Here is a 16843-nt window from a genome sequence, read left to right as displayed (position 1 = left end):
TAGGCGCGAGGTAGAGCTTATGAGATGGGATGCATACTGCGACGCGACAGGGCGATCGTCAGCCAAATTGCCGAAACCAGGAAGTAGAATGCGCCGACGCCAGCGTAGCCCGCAACCGTGGCGATAGAAGGCTCCTGAGGCCTTTGCGCCTGAAAGATGAAGAGAGCACCGGCCACAGAGGATTGGGCTCCGCTCAAAATCATCACCCACTGACCTCCACTCGTTCTCCAGCGCCGCACGGCAGTTCCAAGCTGCAACAGGCCTGAAAAGATCGCCCATAGACCGAAAGCGCCGAGAACCCAGTTCATGTTCATTGTCAGCGCCAGGATCACGGCTATCGTCATAACCGAGCTCGCGGCGACGTTGATCGCTTGGCTCCGGTTGGCGGCAAGACCGCCGCTCCTCGCGGCATCGATAACGTTGGCGACTGCATCCCAAGCGGGGTAAATGATCAGCAGAGCGGCAGCCACCGCAAAGGAATGTTGTCCGGCCGTCAACGCAGTCGCGACCCACAGCGATGAGAAGGCCGCTCTGGTAAAGTAATACTGCTTGAGCCACTGGTCGTTGCCGCGCGCGGCACGGGAGGTCTGGTTGTTCGACATCGTTTTCTTTCACTTTCTGAACTAGTTGTTTAATGGTTCGCGCAAGCGTCGTCAGATGAAGGCGAAACGCTTGCCCAAGAGGGTGTTCTCCTCCCATTCAGTACGGCGGATCCGATCGCTTTGCCGGAGAGTTTCCCGGCTGACATTTCGGGACTATCGAGGTCCTGGCCGTCGCGAGAAGAAACCGTCGTCCCGCCGCCGTGGGCAACCCTTGATGCCCATGCCTTTCCGAAGGCTCATGGATTGTTTTCCTGTGGTTCACCATTTCGATTACCTCAGATGCCGGCGTACCACTCGTAGCCACGGTCTTCCCAATAGCCGCCGTTCCCACCCCACAGCCCGGCGAAGCTGTCGACCAGTTCGATGCGCATGATGTACTTGGCCTGTTTGTACCCCAGTTGCCGCTCGACCCTGAGACGCAAGGGCGCGCCGTGACCGACGCTAAGGTCCTCGCCGTTCATCTCGTAGGCGAGGATGGTTTGCGGATGAACCGCGTCGATGAGATCAATGCTCTCATAGTAACGACCGCTTCCGTCGAGCGTCTTTTCGAGTTCGTCGGCACAATGCAATACGACGTAGCGCGCCGTTGGCTTGACCCCGGTGAGGCGCAACAAGTGGGAGAGCGGGACGCCTTTCCATTTACCGATCGCACTCCAGCCTTCGACGCAGTCATGGCGGGTAATCTGGGTGCGGGAAGGAAGCGCCTTCAGATCAGCGAGTGAAAACGTCTGAGGTCGTTCAACAAGACCGTCGATCTTCAGTCGCCAGTTTGCGAACTTGCCTTCCAGCAGCTCCGCATATTCATCGCTGTCGGGAGCACTCGTTCCATTGACACGGAAGGAAGGGGAAATGTCCTTTTCGTCAAACTCGCGCGCCAGTGCATCGCGCCCCTGAAGCAGTCTTTGGGCTTTCATGGTCAGATGCTCAGCTGAGCGAAGGACTTTTGCGACGTCTGCGTTCTGGTCCAAGAGGTCGCAACCCGAGAGAGTAAGGGCGCTGGCCCCGAGCGTGCCGCCGATGAGAAAGCGGCGTCGGGTGAAAAGCTTGCTCATGATTTCTGGCCTTTCTCCTGGATCGCATAGCGTCCGGTGATCATCGAGCGGATGTTGTTCCAAGTCCCGGAAAGGACCACCATTGCCACGTGCACGATGACGAAGATGACAAGCGCCGACGCTGTGATGAAATGGATCGTGCGCGCGGACTGGCGTCCGCCGAAAATATCGACAAGGGACGGCAGAGCGGCATCGACGCCCGGCGACATTGTCAAACCTGTGAGCACCATCAGCGGCAGCAGAACGACAATGACCGCCAGATAAGTGAGCTTTTGAAGCGCGTTGTAGTGCCTGGCCTCCTCCCCTTCTGGAAAGCGGAGCCGAGCGTGGTCGAGGATTTCGCGGCCGAGGTGGCGCGGCGAGATCTCATGGGGCTTTGGCGCCAGGTCTTTGCGGAAATGTCCGCTGAGCACGCTGAAGCCGAGATAGACAATGCCGTTGATCACAAGCAGCCAGGCGAAGAAGAAATGCCAGCGACGTCCGGCGGCAAGATCCTGGAATGAAGGGATGGTTGCCCAGGAGGGAAAAGCGCGTGAGACCTGTTCGCCATCAGCCTGAGAAACGCCAAGCACGCCCGTCGTGGGGATCTTCAACCCGGCAACACGTACGAAACCGCGCGGCTGACGGCCGCCGTCATCGGAGCCTATTGTCAGGATGGCGGGATCGCCGTTCGCGCCATAATGACCCCAATAAAGCTCTGGGTGGGCATTGAAGATCTGCAGCCCGCTCAAAAGAAGGAAACTCAGGCAAAGCACGTTCAGCCAGTGCGTGAGCCGAGTCACAACGGAGTGGCGGCGGATAAAGATCGTCCGAGGGTATTGAACATTGTCATTGGAAGCGTCTGCGCTCATCTCAGCGTCTTTCATCTGTGCATTAGCGGCTGCACACCAAGCAGCGTCGATCTGTAGTCACTGGCCGAAGCAGTAAGGCGGCTGGTCCGGCCAGTGACGGCGTGGTCTTCACATGGGTGGAACCACGCCATTCTTGCCGACGACCACCTGATGGGCGATAGGGCCTGTTGCAGTCTTTTCGGCGGTGATGAAGACAACGGCGCCAGGAACGAGATCATCATTGGTGGCCGCGGCGATGGTCACGACAGGTGTCCCATCCGGAATAGCGATCTTCTTTTCCTTGCCATGATAGGTCACGGTGACAGTCCGGCCATCGACGCCTTTAACGGCATCCGCGACCGTCGCATTGGTCATCCTGCTGTCGGGCTTCAGATCCCAACCGTAGCTCCCCTCGCCTGTGCCTTTCATTGCCGGCGGGAAAATCAGGACCTCAAGCGCACCATCGCCGCCGTCGGCCTTTGGCAATGATGCGATACCCACAAAATCGCCCGGCTTGATGTCGGTGACCTCTGCGTTGGCAACGCTGGCGACTTTCCAGTCGTTGGCTAGGGCGACGTCGACGGTCTCGCCTTCGCGCGTCTTCACTCTGAGCGTTGACGCCTGGTAGTCGACGATGCTGCCGCGGACATGGATCGGCGCGGCTTTCTTATCTTCGGCAGATGCGGGTGCCGAAAGGACAGTTACAGAAAGGATGCTGGTCAGCCCGAGGGCCAAGGCTGGGAAAGTATTTCTCATTTTTATCTTCCTACTAGTTGGTAGTTTCGATTGACGCGATTGACCCGAGTAGCCTTGCCACGCAGGATTAGTGAGAAACCGTCGGCGCGAGACGATTGAGGGCAGGTTCGAGTATCATTGAGAACACTTCCGGCTTCCCATTGGCTCTCGCCGAAAGCATTGCCCCGTAGACGGTTGCCAGAAATGTTTCGGCTTCGACATGCGGCGCACTGGTAAGACTCAGTTCGCCCTGCTTGGAACCTCGCTCCATGACCGAAGCCAGCCACGAGGAGATGAAGCGAAAAAAGTTCGTAACCTCGGTTGCGACTTCCGTGGGGAGGGATGGCAGTTCACTGGCAAGCATAGCACAGACACAGTAGGGTCTGCTGGCATCCTCAATGCATGCAGCCCAGTGGTTTGCATAAGCCTTGAGGATGTCCAGAGCATTCGGAACCTTCTGCTCAAGGACTGCCACGCTTGCCTGGCCATCCTCCCGATAACGCTTGACCAGCTCACGCACCAGATCGACCTTGCTGGGAAAATGATGATGAATGCTTGCTTTGCGGATACCGACAATCTCCGAGATATCGGCGTAGCTGAAGCCATTGTAGCCGCCGCTTATCAGAAGGTGTCGGGTGGACGCCAGAATATCGTCCGAGGTGGTCGAAAGATTGCTCATGCAGCTTGTCTACCTTCTAGTAGGCAGATCGTCAACAGCAAATTTTGGGTGTGCGTTAGCCGTCCGTGGAGACAGTCACGCCCTTCCAAGCTTCGATTTCCTGGGTCAGGCGTTCGATCCGCGCCGTTACATGTTTGAGCGCATCGCTGCCAAGGAGAAGTTGCGGCGGGGGATTGTCAGATTCGATGAGGGTCAGCACCGCGTCGGCGAGCTTTTGCGGATTTCCAAGTTGCTTGCCGCTCACTGCCTGACGCGCCTCGCGGATCGGGTCAAACAGGGTATCATAGTCAGCAATGGAACGCTCTGTGCGGACCATGGAACGGCCTGCCCAGTCCGTCCGAAAAGAGCCGGGGCAAAGGGTTGTTACGTGCACACCGAACGGCTTCATTTCCGAACGCATGACCTCTGAAATACCCTGCAACGCGAACTTGCTGCCGCAGTAATAGGCGATGCCGGGCATGGTGATCATGCCGCCCATCGACGTGACGTTGACGATAAAGCCGCTTCGGCGCTCACGGAACCTTGGCAGAAACGCCTTGGCGACTGCAACGGCGCCAAACACGTTCACGTCGAACTGGCGGCGCATCTCTTCAAGTGGCGATTCCTCGAGCACGCCCTCGTGACCGTATCCGGCATTGTTGATCAGCACGTCGACTGGCCCGTGTTCGCCCTCCGCTTGCTGAACGACGTCAGGGATGCGATCGAATTCGGTTACGTCGCAGAGGACCGGGCGCAGTTCCGGGAGGGTCTTTGCCAGCGCTTCGCGCGAGGCTTCGGAGCGGACGGTCCCGATGACGGTGTGACCGGCTTCGATTGCGGCAGTGGCGATCGCCAATCCAAAGCCCGAGTTCGCCCCTGTTATGAAAAACGTTTTGCTCGACATGTCTGAAACTCCTTGATTACCCGTTGATGTGACAGATAATCTGGAGACAACGCGGGTTCGATTGCGAATCCTCTTAGAGTTTTGCCAATTCCTATGAACTGTAAAATGCCGCCCTCTACACATGACCAGTGTGCCGCCTTGGCCGGACAACTCGCTCCTCGTCTTGGCTACAACCAGACCGGGCTCGGTTGTATTCGTATCCTACGCACGGAAGCAGTGCTGAATGACATTCCGGTTCTTTATAAGCCGGGTGCCGTGTTCGTATTGCAGGGGAGCAAACACGGCATTCTGGACGGGGAAATCTACCTCTACGACGAAGACCACTATCTTGCCGTTTCGGTGCCCGTCCCCTTCCGGATGACATCTACAGCCAGTGCACGGCGGCCACTGCTCGCGGTCTATTTAGAGTTCGATATGCAGATGGCGGCCGAGATCGCCACGCAGCTCGAAAATCTCGCCGGTCCTGCAAGCGTCAAGCCAAAAGGGCTCTTCTCGAGCAGGATGGATAGCAGTATCGAAGACGTCCTGCTGCGCTTGCTGACGGTGCTTGGCAGTCCGGTTGAGGTCGCCGTCCTTGGCGGCTCCATCCTGCGTGAGCTGCATTACCGGGTCATGTCAGGGCCGCAAGGCGGCGCAGTGATCGCCGCCCTGCAGCGGAAAGGGACGTCGGGAAAACTGGTCGAGAGCCTGGCATGGCTGCGCAAAAACTACGGCTCTGAAATCACCGTCGCGGACCTTGCCAGAGCGGTGGGCATGAGCGTTCCTTCCTACCATGTCCATTTCAAGGAGCTGACAGGCTCAAGTCCGATGCAATATGTGAAGGCGATGCGGCTCCATGAAGCGAGACTGATGATCGCCCGCCAGACTGGAACAATTGCAGAGGTGGCGGCGTCAGTGGGCTATGTCAGCCCGGCGCAATTCAGCCGCGACTTCAGACGGCATTTCGGGCGTACCGCATCGGAAGAAGCGAAGTGGGTCCGGCATCACCTGGGCGAACAGGTTTGACCATTGCCCCTCATCGTTCTCACAATCGATCGACCGTCAGAACACAACATGTCATTGTACAGCAGCTTGAAGGGCGGCTTTGCAATGAATGAGGGTCGTGTCGAAGACGGGAACGCCTACGTTATCCTGGTTTAACAGCATACCCACCTCGGTACAGCCAAGGATAAGACAGTCGCAGCCTTTGTCGACCAGACGCTGCGCAATCCTTTCATAGGTCAAGCGGCTCTCCTCGCGAACGATGTCGCGGCACAGCTCTTCATAGATAATACGATGGGTTTCAGCTCGATCATCAGCTTCAGGGATCGTTGGCGACAGCCCCTGAGCGATGAGGCGGTCGGTGTAGAAGGTCTGCTCCATGGTGAAGGCGGTTGCCATCAAACCCGGTCTCCGGAAACCGCGGTCGAGGATAGCGGTTGCAGTTGCGTCCGCGATGTGCACGAAGGGAATCGACACCCCGCCCACGATCTTGTCCGCCACCTTGTGCATGGTGTTTGTCGCAAGGATGAGGAGGTCGGCGCCGCCGCGCTGCAGCGCGATAGCATGTTCATTGAGGATTCGGCCCGCGGCGTCCCAGTCAGAGGATGCCTGCAACTTTTCGATTTCGTCGAAGTCGACAGACCTTATGAGAAGCTCGGGAGAATGAAGTCCTCCCAGGCTCTCGCGGGTAAGCCTGCAGAGTTCTCGGTAATAAATCTGGGTTGACGTCGCGGACATTCCGCCAAGTATGCCGATGGTCTTCAAATGTTTCTCCATGTTCATACGTTAGGTCTGTTACCGCTCAACGGGCGCTTGCGCAGAAACCAGGCCACCCATATTTGCTACCTTGGTACGATTGCAACTCAGGAAAACCACCAACGGAGTGGAGAAATTCCTGGATGATGGCCGCCGCCCGCTTCGCCAAATTTACGCGCACAGTGCAGCGGAGGGAACTCCGCAGTCCATGCGCGCCGAAATTCCGCGTTATCACCTGCAGGACAGAGCGGCGAGGCACCGCCTCGTATCAATGCTCAGGCACTGATGCCGCCATCGACCAGAATGCCTGAGCCGGTGATGTAGGCTGCACCGGGCCCCGCGAGAAAGGCGACGGCCTCAGCGACTTCTCTGGTTTTACCATATCGAGCAATCGACAGGTTTGGCAGAATGGCGGCTGCAAGTGCGCCATCGGCAGGGTTCATGTCAGTATCAATCGGACCTGGTCGAACCAGATTGACGATAATTTCCCGAGAGCCCAGCTCACGTGCGAGACCGCGCGTGAAGCTTTCCAGCGCAGACTTGGTCGCGGCATAGACCGCGATCCCCGCGAACGGGACAGCCAGACCCGCATTGCTGCCGGTACTGATGATGCGACCTCCGTTGGGGATGTATTTCAGCGCTGCCTGGGTGATCAGAAAGACGCCGCGAACATTGACGTTCAGCTGAAGATCAATCTCCTCAAGTGGCTGCGTGGAGAAATCACTTGCGAAAAGGACACCGGCATTATTGACCAGAATATCAAGGCCGCCGAGCTCAGCGACAGTTTGTTCGACGGTAGCCATCGCGGCTGCTATGTTCGCGGCATCGGCATGGATGGCGATCGCATTTCGACCCATGGCGCGGATCTTGGCAACGAGAGCTTCCGCTTTCTCGACCGACTTCTCATAGGTGATCGCAACGTCGGCACCATCCACGGCCAGTTTTAGCGCAATTGCCGCACCGATACCGCGTGCCGCACCTGTGACCAGCGCGCGCTTGCCGGAAAGAGGTAGTGTGGAGATGTTGTTCATGGAGAGTACCTCTGAATGTCTCTGTTTTGCTCTGGAATTTCACGCCGTTTCCGCGCGATCGGCTGATGATGCGCTGCTATGGGGCCGCTCATCGACGCAACGGTTGTGTCGATGTCAGGCTGACGGAAAGCCATCCCGCGACGAGAAGACAAATGGCAATTGCAACGGCTGCAACGCTGTATGCTCGGCCAATGGATTGAACGTCTGTGGCCGACCCCAAGATCGAGAAGAACAACCCGCCAACGATTGCGGCTGCCAACGCACCGCCAATCTGAAACATCGAATTGACCAGACCAGAGGCCAATCCTGACTGCGTCCGGTCCACCCTTTGCACGATGCTCTTCACGAGGTTTGGAAGGGCGATCCCCTGCCCCGCACCGATAAGAAAAAGCGCAGCAAAGAGGAATTGCGGAAGGCCATTCGAAATCAAGGCCGCCGTTCCAAACAACCCTGCAGCTTGCAGCACCATGCCGGCGCCTGCGGAAAATCTTCCGAAGACGCGGAGGATGCGCTCACTTGCAAAAGGACCAAGGACGAAGCCGACGGCCGCAGGAAGGATCGCCAGCCCGGCCTCGAAAGGCGTCAGGCCAAGGCCACCCTGCTGATAGACCGAGAATATCAGCCAGAAGGCCGCAAGCGCGTAGAAGAACAATGCAGCCAGTAGCCCGCGCATTAGTCCACGGTTTTGCAGCAGGCTAGGTGCAAGAATCGGATCTCTCCCCGTCGACTCCAGGTGTTTCTCATGCCGCCAGAACAGGAGGAAAAACGGGAGGGACATGGCAAGCATCAGGATTAGCCAGATCGGCCACCCCTGCTCCCGCCCCTCGATCAGCGGCGCAATCAGCGCAGATAGCGCAATCGCGATCAACAATGCTCCGCCAAGATCCAGTTTGCTTGGGCGCTCAGATCGGGTTTCCCGCAACATGATGAAGGCCGACGGCGCAGCGACCGCGATAACCGGCAGGTTGATGAGGAAGATGGCTCTCCATCCAAGTCCAAGGATATCAAGCGCAATCAACGCACCACCGAGAAACAGACCAACCATCGATGCCACCCCGAATGTCAGGGCATAAAAGCTGAGGGCTTTTGATTTTTCGTGGTCTGGGAAAATCGCATTGATGGAAGCCAAGGCTTGCGGCGCCATGATTGCCGCTGCAAACCCCTGAAGGATACGGCCGGCGACCAACGCGGCTGGAGACCAGGCAAACCCGCATAAGGCAGATGCGGCTGCAAACCCGACCATTCCAGCCAGAAAGACATTTCGTCGACCATAGAGATCTCCAAGCCTGCCCCCAGTGATCAGCATCACAGCATAGGTGGTGGCGTAACCGGAGATAATCAGTTGCATCGTTGACGCAGAGGCCCTGAAATCCTCCCGGATCGAGGGCAGCGCCACATTGACGATGAAGAAGTCGAGCGGTGGCAAAAAGGCGCCGGTCAAAAGGATGACCAGTGCCATCCATCGACGTGGATCGAGTTTGTCATCGGGATTGCTGGTGTCTCTCATAAGTCTCTCCACATCGACCAAAAAATCGATCGACGGTTTGCAATGTTAAGTATTTGGGACTATTTGGTTCCAAATTTGGGTCAGCCAAGTGCCTTCAGTGCCAGTTCGACCATGGCCCTCGTCTCAGCGCGATCCGCTCCTGCCTTGGCCAGGACCCGCATGCCCTGAATCTGACACACGAGGAACCTGGCGAGCGTTCGTTCATCCAGCCCTGGATCGATTTCGCCCAAGGCCTGGGCCCTTATGATCGCCGCCGCATAAAGATCTTGCAACCGTCTGAACAGCTGGAAAATACGTGGTGCGACCTCTTTATCCTCTGGCAGCATTTCGACAGCTGCAAAGATGACAAAACATCCACGCAGACCTTCCGTTCCCGATGCTTGATCCACTTGTTGAGAAAAAGCTTCTAAAATTGCAGCTTTAGGCGACGGATTGGAATGCAGCGTTTCACCGACCGAGCGAACGGCGTCCTCGATGTAAGCGTCGAGGGCACGCAGATAGACGCCTCGCTTGTCGACGAAAGCCTTATAAAAGCTGCCCCTGGAAAGCTCCATACCGTCAAGCAGGTCGGGAAGTGATGCATCGTGATATCCACGATCCCAAAATACTTGCATTGCTTTTCGAACTGCTTCATCGAGTTCAAATTCTCGAGGGCGACCAACGGACGCGGATATTTGAGTGCGCTTGACCATGAAGTCAATATGGAACCATTCAGTCCACAATACAAGCGATATTTTCGGAATGTTGCGCCAAGCGTTCGGCACCCAAGTTAGTTATCGACGCCGATCAACAGGATAATCCCGAGAGAATTCCCTGACGGCCATCAAAATCGGGACAAGCCCGTGGCCTGCTGAACTCAGCGAGTATTCGACTCGAGGAGGCTGCTCTTGAAAGTCGTGTCGGCTTATGAGGCCGTCATTTTCCAGTTCCCTGAGATGTTGCGTTAGCATCTTCTGGGATATCCCAGGTATGTCTCTCATGAACTGCGATGCCCGCAATGATGGTTCGGCGAACAATCGGAAAAGGATCGGCAGTTTCCAACGTCCTGTGATCATCCGAAGCACCCTGCTGACATGAGAGACAGATCCGTCGGCTCCGAGGCATGTCGCCCTGTCCTCGACAGGCACTTTAAAGTGCGTAATTGCCTGTTTCATCAACGAACCTCATATCTGCAGGAGACGATAACACGGATGGAATATCATGGACTTACAACTCCAAAACAAGGTTGCACTGGTCACGGGAAGCAGTAAGGGGATTGGCGAGGGCGTGGCCAGAGGCCTCGCAAAGGAAGGGGCAACCGTTCTTGTCCACGGTCGCGACAGAATGAAAACAGAGGAGGTCGCCCATGATATCATATCCTCTGGAGGTCATGCTTTCGCGGTATTCGGCGATCTGACAGTGCCGGATCAGGTTGATCGTCTGGTTCGTGATTCAAAGGCTGCAGCAGGCTCGATCGACATCCTGGTCAACAATGCCGGCGGATCTGCCCCGGCGGAGGATTGGACCTCGACAAGCTCTGAAACGTGGGCCGCTGTCTATGACAGGAATGTGCTCGCATCTGTGAGGATCATCGCGCTCGTTCTGCCCACAATGAAAGCGTCGCGGTGGGGTCGGATTATAAACATCTCAAGCCTGGCGGCCCTGATGCCGCCTGCAAGTCGACCGGACTACTCTGCCGCCAAAGCAGCCATGATCGCGATGACGGCGTCGCTCGCAAAAGACGTTGCTGCACACGGCATCACCGCAAACACCGTTTCGCCTGGAACGGTGCATAGCATCAGTTTGGATACCGCATTCCGTAAGAAAGCCATTGAGAGGGGGATGGCCATTGACGCCCCCTGGAATGACATAGAGAGAGAAATCCTGCCAATGTTTGCTCAGGTGCCCCTTGGAAGGGTCGGAACCCTTGAGGAGATTGCGGATGCGATTGCATTTCTCTCGAGCCCCCGTGCCGGCTATATCACAGGAGCAAACCTCCGACTTGACGGAGGAATGTGGCCAGGGATGTAGCAGGACAACAGAGGGGCGGCGCCAAACCTGTGTGGGTTTCCGGCCTTAGTTCCAGTTTGCCATGACGAACCGGTGGATTTCCGCTTCGAGTTCCTGGTCTTCCGGTGTCCCACCCATGAAGCCACCATGGGGCATGGCTTCAAAGACGTGCAATTCTGTTTCTACGCCAGCTTTTCGCAAGGCTCGATGCATCCTCACCGTGTTCGATAGGAACAGGTCACGCGTGCCGGTCTGCAAAAATGTCGGCGGAAGGCCCGCCAAATCGCCGAAGAGCGGCGATAGATAGGGATTGGAAAGATCTGCACCACCAGCATAGAGCAGGTTGTTTGATCTGAGCGGGCGCGGCAACACGAGATCAATCATCTGGTTTGTTTGGAAACTGTCGCCCGATTCGGTGAGGTCAACCTGTGGCGAAAGCAAGACTAATCTGCCGGGCATTGGCATGCCTTCATCTCTCGCCCGCAGCAGCATGGCGGTCGCCAGATTGCCGCCTGCCGATCGACCCAAGATGACCACCTTGTCGGGCGAATGACCAGTCAAGACATGGCGATACGTGGCCAGGCAGTCATCAAGAGCGGCCGGATAGGGATGCTCAGGCGGCATCCGGTAATCGACGCCGTAGCATCGAACGACATGCTGGTGCGCCTGGCGACGCGCACTGACACGGCAGGCCTCACCGCCTCCGAACACCAATGCGCCGCCATGCAGGTCGATCAGTGCGCCACGATCATCAAATTGCCCGTGCGGCGTCGAGACATGGATCGTTGCTTGTTCGACTACAATTGTCTCGACTGTGGAGTGCAAACTCCCCGCAAGATCTTTTGCCGCGGCGGCGTAATGCGCATCTACTGCGGCTTTTATATTCATCCAGCCGGAGAAGTCCTCCGGAGAGGGCATTTCATACTGCGCATTGATGGGACTGCCGTCCTTGTCGACCAGGCGCGACAGTGACGCTTGCGCTTCGACGCTAATGGACTGTGGGGGGTGAATTGTCCGTGAAGGGATGGCTGCGCTGCGTGTGAAATCGCTCATTTCTTGCTCTGTCATTGGTCGAATATCGACATGTCTGTGTTTCGGCATGGAATATTGACGGTTCTGGCGGGGTGGGATGCGGACGAAACTTGGACCACCAGGAGGTAGTTCATGTATTCTTATTCCGACAGACCTCGATCCTAAACCGAAAAATGGCGTCCTAGCCCCTCAACCCCTACAACAATGTGGAGTAGCAATCGCCACCCGATCACGTCTAGAATATCCGTTCAGAAGAATCGATGGTGAGGCTATGAAAACGGATATCGGACATCTTCCGCAGACGAAGCAGCGCGAACTGGAAAGGGTCGTCCGGATCATCCACGAAGAGTTCGCCGGCATTGTGGAGCGCTCGAAGTCCGAAGCCAAGAAAGACGGGCGGATTTATAAAATCATCCTGTTCGGTTCTTACGCTCGTGGCACCTGGGTGGACGAGCCGCACACATCGAAAGGCTACCGATCAGATTTCGACATCCTCGTCATCGTCAGCAACAAGGAACTGGCTGACCCGAAATACTGGGACAAGGCGACCGACCGGCTAATGTGGGACAAGGAGATTGAAACACCCGTCGGTCTGATAATGCATGGCGCCCGCGAGATCAGCAACTTCTTGCATGACGGCCAGGCCTTCTTCGTGGATATCGCTCGCGAGGGTATTGTTCTCTACGAATTCGATGACAGGCCATTGGCTGAGCCAAAGCCGCTCAGCCCTGAAAATGCGCTCAGAGTGGCCGAAGAGCATTTTAGTATCCAGCTTAACAGCGCCAAATTCTTTCGTGAGCTCGCGCTATATTCGATCACCCACAATCAAGCTAATCACGCCGCATTCAATTTCCATCAGGCGGTCGAAACGGCCTACAACTGCTATCTCCTGACACTGACCAACTATTCGCCTGCGTCTCACAACCTTAAATTCCTGCGCGGGCTTTCGGAGGATCGGGATCGCCGCCTTGTCGACATATGGCCGAGGGACCATCAGCGGTTTACCGCATGGTACAACATTCTCAATGAGGCCTACGTCAAAGCGCGCTATTCGAAGCGTTTCGAAATTTCCGAAGAGGCACTCGCCTGGCTTCAGGAGCGAACCGCAGAACTTCACGACCTTATCGAGGCGCTCTGCCGCGAGCACATAAACAAACTGCAGCAGGTAGCGAAGTCCTGACGGCGGTGATGCAACGGCTGCCGGGACCGCACAACCGCCTGGTTTTGGCCGGTTTCGCTCTTGAATGGAGTCGAACCACCGGCATGCTATTATTTCGGATGCGTGCCGGCAGATAGTCGGGGCAAATCAAGCATCTGGTTCATTCATAATGTTCGGAGCGGGCGCCGTGTGGGGACTATCCGATTACAGAGTGCCGAACGGCGAACGCAGACATTTGGTGCTGCTGTCCGAGTTCGGCCCGAAGCAGACTTACGCTCGCTTGCCTCGAAAGGTGAAGTCGCGGTAGCCGATCGCGGTCGGAGCGAGCCTAGATTGCTTATCCTTCACCTGGGTCTTGGCGTGACGGGATCGCAGAATGGCAGCGTGCTTGCGCGCCGGATCGCTTGCGCCAGGCGGTCGTTCGTTTCCCCCACGGTGGGGACCTGTCCATATTTCACCGCGCCTCGGCTGATGGTCTCATCGACGATGCGCATTGCTGCGGCGACCGTGGCGGCGCAGAGCATGACGTCATAATCCTGCGGCGAAAGGTCGAGTCGACTGGCTATGACCTCAGCCATCGTCTCCTCCGTGTTTCGCGTCGACATGTGCCACGGGCCGAGAAGCGCTGGCTCCTCATCGAGACGAGCGATGAGATGGATGACGAGCCCGGTGTCCTTTATTTCCTGTTCGTCCATCTTGCTCATGTCGTAGGTCGCCTCCAGAAACTGCTCTACCGAGGTGTCGCTTGGCCAGCTACGAAGCCTCGCCGCAAGGCGCTGTGACGCAAGCGCGAAAAGCGGTTCGACGCAGCTTTCCTTGGTGCGGAAATAACGCCAGAGCGTCCGTTTCGAGATCCCTGCAGCCTCGGCGATCTCGTCGCCTGTCGTGTCGGCAACGCCTTTTTGAAGAAACAAGCGGGCGGCACTTCGCGCCACTTCAATATGGGCATTTTCCGCTATCGTTCTGCTCATCCATCGCCCCCCGATATCGCTATTGGTACAAATATAAGTGATATTCAATGACTTATCCATAGGAAAGCCGATCAAGTCGGCCCGCTCCACTTCCCTGCGCAAGGTCACAATAATGACACTTAGTGCCATTATTAATTTTTGCATGAACGATATTCATCCTGTCTTTATCGGAGTTGCAAATGCGAACCCCTACAGCCGCCATCGCCCTTCTTCTCGCTTGCGTGGATGCTCATTCCGCTGACCCTATGGCCGGCGAGGTGCCGAAACCCTCCTATCCGGAAACTAGGCGTGTTGATGTGACCGAACAGCATTTCGGTCGGACGATCGTCGACCCCTATCGTTGGCTGGAAAACAAGGCGTCCGAGGATTCCGATGTTCAATCCTGGATCAAGGCGCAGAACGTCGTGACGCGATCCTATCTCGACGCGCTTCCAGGGCGCGACCACTTGCGCAAGCGGATGACTGAGTTGCTGGATTACGATCGCTACACCGTTCCGCGCAAGCGGGGAGACCGCTACTTCTTCAATGTCATCAAGGGCAATGAGAACCAGCCATCGCTCTATGTGCGAGAAGGTGTCTTCGGGGACAGCCGTGTTCTCATCGATCCGAAAATCTTGTCGGAAGACGGGAACGAGGCGCTGGGCGGATGGAGCGCGTCAGACGATGGTCGCCTCGTGGCATTCGCGACGCAGAAAGGTGGTACCGACTGGCGGACCATACGGGTGCTTGATGTCGACACCGGCAAGATACGTGACGATGTCGTTGAATGGGGACGTTTTACGGGCATCACCTGGGCGCCCGATGGATCGGGCTTCTTCTACTCCCGCGTTCCAAAGCCAGAGGGTGATGCGGGTCTTGCTGTTGTCGCCAACCACGCCGTCTATTTCCACCGCATTGGAACGGACCAGACAGATGATCGGCTGATCTATGCCACTCCAGAGCGCCCCGAACTGTTGCACGGGGCGGACAGAGTTTCGGGCGGGCGCTACCTCACCATCTCATCGACGCCAGGGACCAATGAAAGCGCCCTGACCGTTGTCGATCTTGCCTCCGAGAAATGGACGCCGCGCACTGTCATCACGGACATGGATTCGGCTTGGTTTGTGATCGGCAATCATGGGCAAAGGTTGTTGCTCGCCACGACGCAAGGGGCCGAGCGCGTGCGCATCGTCTCGCTCGATCTTGCCCAGGACAATCCCAAGCCAAAGGAGGTTATCGCCGAGGCTGCCGATGGCGCGGTCGTGGACAGCGCGGTTCTTGCCGGAGACAGATTGCTGGTGAATTATCGGATCGACGTCAAGTCAGACGTGCGACGCTTCACCCTCGATGGACGGCCGGATGGCACCGTGAAGCTGCCAGGTCCCGGAAGCGCCCGATTTCTGGAAGGCAATGCCGGGCAGGCCTTCTTCGTCTTTACCAGCTACGACGCGCCAATCTCGATCTATCACTACGACCTGGCCTCCAGGGCAGTGACACCCTGGGCGGAGCCGAAAGTGCCCATCGACCTCAGCAACGTCCGTGTGGAGCAACGCTTCTATCGTTCAAAGGACAACACGGAAGTGCCGATGTTCATAATCCGGCGCAAGGATGTGACCCGACCGGCGCCCACCCTTCTCTATGGCTATGGAGGGTTCGGCATCAGTCAGACTCCTTTTTACAACCCCTTGCAACTTTCGTGGGTGGAGCAGGGCGGGGTGCTGGCGATCGCCAATATCCGCGGGGGCGGAGAATATGGCCAGGCCTGGCACCGCGCGGGTCAACTTAAAAACAAGCAGAACGCCTTCGACGACTTCATTGCCGCCGCCGAGTTTTTGAAGCGATCAGGCATCACAACACCGAAGGGACTGGCCATCCAGGGCGAATCCGCCGGTGGCCTGCTTGTCGGCGCGGTCACCAACCAGCGCCCGGACCTGTTCGATGTTGCGCTGCCGGGGGTGGGGGTCATGGATATGCTCCGCTATGACAAGTTTACCGGCGGGGCGCTGTGGAGAGGCGAATATGGCGACCCCGCGGACGAGGCATCTTTTCGCAACCTCCTGACCTACTCGCCCTATCACACGATCAGGACGGGCCAGAACTATCCCGCGATCCTCGCCACCACGGCGGATGCCGACGATCGCGTCGTTCCCGCTCACACCTTCAAATACATCGCAGCGCTGCAGGCGGCCGACCTCGGTCCCAAGCCGCGCCTGGTGCGCATCGAAACGCGTGCAGGGCATGGGAGCGGGCTGCCGGTCGACAAGCTGATCGCGCAGACTGCCGACCTTTATTCATTTGCCGCCTATTGGACAGGCTTGACACTCAAGCCCGCGAAATGACCGATCAACTGGAGAAGGACAAGATGACGATACCCAACACATCCATGCTCAAGGCGCTCGCCACGACCTGTGGAGGCGGATTTCTATTACTGATCGTTGCAGGATGCACATCCCCTCAAGACCAGCACTTTGAGGACAGTCGTGCCTGCCACGGCTCGCGGCACTATGCCGGGTGCATGAACCAGCAACAATTCGATAGCGATCGTCAACAACTGATGAACCAGGAAAGAGCCCTGATCAATGCGCAGCAGGCGCGTGAAAATCTCAGAATGCTCCGGGAGATCAGACGAAAGCGGGGCGAATACTAGAAGTTCTGCT

At 57.1% G+C, this 16843-nt stretch carries 18 protein-coding genes; 5 read left to right on the top strand and 13 right to left on the bottom strand.

Going from position 1 to position 16843, the window contains the following annotated elements:
• Positions 1-17 precede the first annotated feature (17 nt).
• From J5276_RS25610 to J5276_RS25585, 6 genes are all read right to left on the bottom strand, one after another.
• Positions 18-602, bottom strand: a complete 585-nt coding sequence (locus J5276_RS25610) for a DUF308 domain-containing protein (RefSeq protein ID WP_020808324.1) — start codon at positions 600-602, stop codon at positions 18-20.
• A gap of 275 nt (positions 603-877) precedes the next feature.
• Positions 878-1654 carry a molybdopterin-binding protein gene (locus J5276_RS25605; RefSeq protein ID WP_209159870.1) on the bottom strand — a complete coding sequence of 259 codons (777 nt, stop codon included), beginning with the start codon at positions 1652-1654 and terminating at the stop codon, positions 878-880.
• Entirely contained in the window at positions 1651-2505 is an 855-nt protein-coding gene (locus J5276_RS25600) for a cytochrome b/b6 domain-containing protein (RefSeq protein WP_209159869.1), read from the bottom strand. The genes J5276_RS25605 and J5276_RS25600 overlap by 4 nt, the downstream gene beginning before the upstream one ends.
• A 108-nt stretch (positions 2506-2613) precedes the next feature.
• Positions 2614-3240 carry a hypothetical protein gene (locus tag J5276_RS25595; protein ID WP_112651037.1) on the bottom strand — a complete coding sequence of 209 codons (627 nt, stop codon included), beginning with the start codon at positions 3238-3240 and terminating at the stop codon, positions 2614-2616.
• 67 nt (positions 3241-3307) lie between these two features.
• A complete protein-coding gene (locus tag J5276_RS25590; protein WP_112651035.1) occupies positions 3308-3898 on the bottom strand; it encodes a TetR/AcrR family transcriptional regulator in 591 nt (196 codons plus the stop codon).
• 55 nt (positions 3899-3953) lie between these two features.
• Positions 3954-4781, bottom strand: a complete 828-nt coding sequence (locus tag J5276_RS25585) for an oxidoreductase (RefSeq protein WP_112651117.1) — start codon at positions 4779-4781, stop codon at positions 3954-3956.
• Between the two features lie 93 nt (positions 4782-4874).
• Between J5276_RS25585 and J5276_RS25580 the strand changes: the two genes are divergently transcribed.
• Positions 4875-5786 carry an AraC family transcriptional regulator gene (locus J5276_RS25580; protein WP_209159868.1) on the top strand — a complete coding sequence of 304 codons (912 nt, stop codon included), beginning with the start codon at positions 4875-4877 and terminating at the stop codon, positions 5784-5786.
• A 51-nt stretch (positions 5787-5837) separates the two neighbouring features.
• Here the strand turns inward: J5276_RS25580 and J5276_RS25575 are convergent, their stop codons facing one another.
• The 5 genes from J5276_RS25575 to J5276_RS25555 form a co-directional block, all read right to left on the bottom strand.
• Entirely contained in the window at positions 5838-6527 is a 690-nt protein-coding gene (locus J5276_RS25575; RefSeq protein ID WP_112153591.1) for an aspartate/glutamate racemase family protein, read from the bottom strand.
• A 266-nt stretch (positions 6528-6793) separates the two neighbouring features.
• Positions 6794-7549 carry an SDR family oxidoreductase gene (locus J5276_RS25570; RefSeq protein ID WP_209159867.1) on the bottom strand — a complete coding sequence of 252 codons (756 nt, stop codon included), beginning with the start codon at positions 7547-7549 and terminating at the stop codon, positions 6794-6796.
• 88 nt (positions 7550-7637) lie between these two features.
• On the bottom strand, positions 7638-9056 hold the full coding sequence (locus J5276_RS25565) for an MFS transporter (protein ID WP_209159866.1): 1419 nt from the start codon (positions 9054-9056) through the stop codon (positions 7638-7640).
• Between the two features lie 80 nt (positions 9057-9136).
• Complete coding sequence (locus J5276_RS25560) at positions 9137-9670, bottom strand: TetR/AcrR family transcriptional regulator (protein WP_209159880.1); 534 nt, start codon at positions 9668-9670, stop codon at positions 9137-9139.
• Positions 9671-9829: 159 nt separating this feature from the next.
• A complete protein-coding gene (locus J5276_RS25555) occupies positions 9830-10210 on the bottom strand; it encodes a helix-turn-helix domain-containing protein (RefSeq protein ID WP_112651025.1) in 381 nt (126 codons plus the stop codon).
• A 46-nt stretch (positions 10211-10256) separates the two neighbouring features.
• Between J5276_RS25555 and J5276_RS25550 the strand changes: the two genes are divergently transcribed.
• Complete coding sequence (locus tag J5276_RS25550; protein WP_209159865.1) at positions 10257-11066, top strand: SDR family NAD(P)-dependent oxidoreductase; 810 nt, start codon at positions 10257-10259, stop codon at positions 11064-11066.
• A gap of 45 nt (positions 11067-11111) precedes the next feature.
• Here J5276_RS25550 and J5276_RS25545 read toward each other — a convergent pair whose 3' ends face one another.
• Positions 11112-12098 (bottom strand): alpha/beta hydrolase, encoded by a 987-nt coding sequence (locus J5276_RS25545; protein ID WP_209159879.1) that lies wholly within the window; start codon positions 12096-12098, stop codon positions 11112-11114.
• A 250-nt stretch (positions 12099-12348) separates the two neighbouring features.
• Between J5276_RS25545 and J5276_RS25540 the strand changes: the two genes are divergently transcribed.
• Positions 12349-13257 (top strand): nucleotidyltransferase and HEPN domain-containing protein, encoded by a 909-nt coding sequence (locus tag J5276_RS25540; RefSeq protein WP_209159864.1) that lies wholly within the window; start codon positions 12349-12351, stop codon positions 13255-13257.
• A 323-nt stretch (positions 13258-13580) separates the two neighbouring features.
• Here the strand turns inward: J5276_RS25540 and J5276_RS25535 are convergent, their stop codons facing one another.
• The gene (locus tag J5276_RS25535) at positions 13581-14207 is read right to left on the bottom strand and encodes a TetR/AcrR family transcriptional regulator (RefSeq protein WP_192939909.1); all 627 of its coding nucleotides are present in this window, start codon (positions 14205-14207) and stop codon (positions 13581-13583) included.
• A gap of 179 nt (positions 14208-14386) precedes the next feature.
• Here J5276_RS25535 and J5276_RS25530 point away from each other — a divergent pair, with 179 nt between their 5' ends.
• Both J5276_RS25530 and J5276_RS25525 read left to right on the top strand, forming a co-directional pair.
• Positions 14387-16525 carry a prolyl oligopeptidase family protein gene (locus J5276_RS25530; RefSeq protein ID WP_219256755.1) on the top strand — a complete coding sequence of 713 codons (2139 nt, stop codon included), beginning with the start codon at positions 14387-14389 and terminating at the stop codon, positions 16523-16525.
• A complete protein-coding gene (locus tag J5276_RS25525) occupies positions 16522-16833 on the top strand; it encodes a hypothetical protein (protein WP_209159863.1) in 312 nt (103 codons plus the stop codon). Before J5276_RS25530 ends, J5276_RS25525 begins: the two co-directional genes overlap by 4 nt.
• Positions 16834-16843 lie beyond the last annotated feature (10 nt).

Origin of the sequence: Agrobacterium sp. S7/73 (assembly GCF_019355535.1) — a bacterium.
GTDB lineage: Bacteria > Pseudomonadota > Alphaproteobacteria > Rhizobiales > Rhizobiaceae > Agrobacterium > Agrobacterium tumefaciens.
Note: the sequence above shows the minus strand (reverse complement) of the source record. Positions and strands in the feature narration are given on the sequence as shown.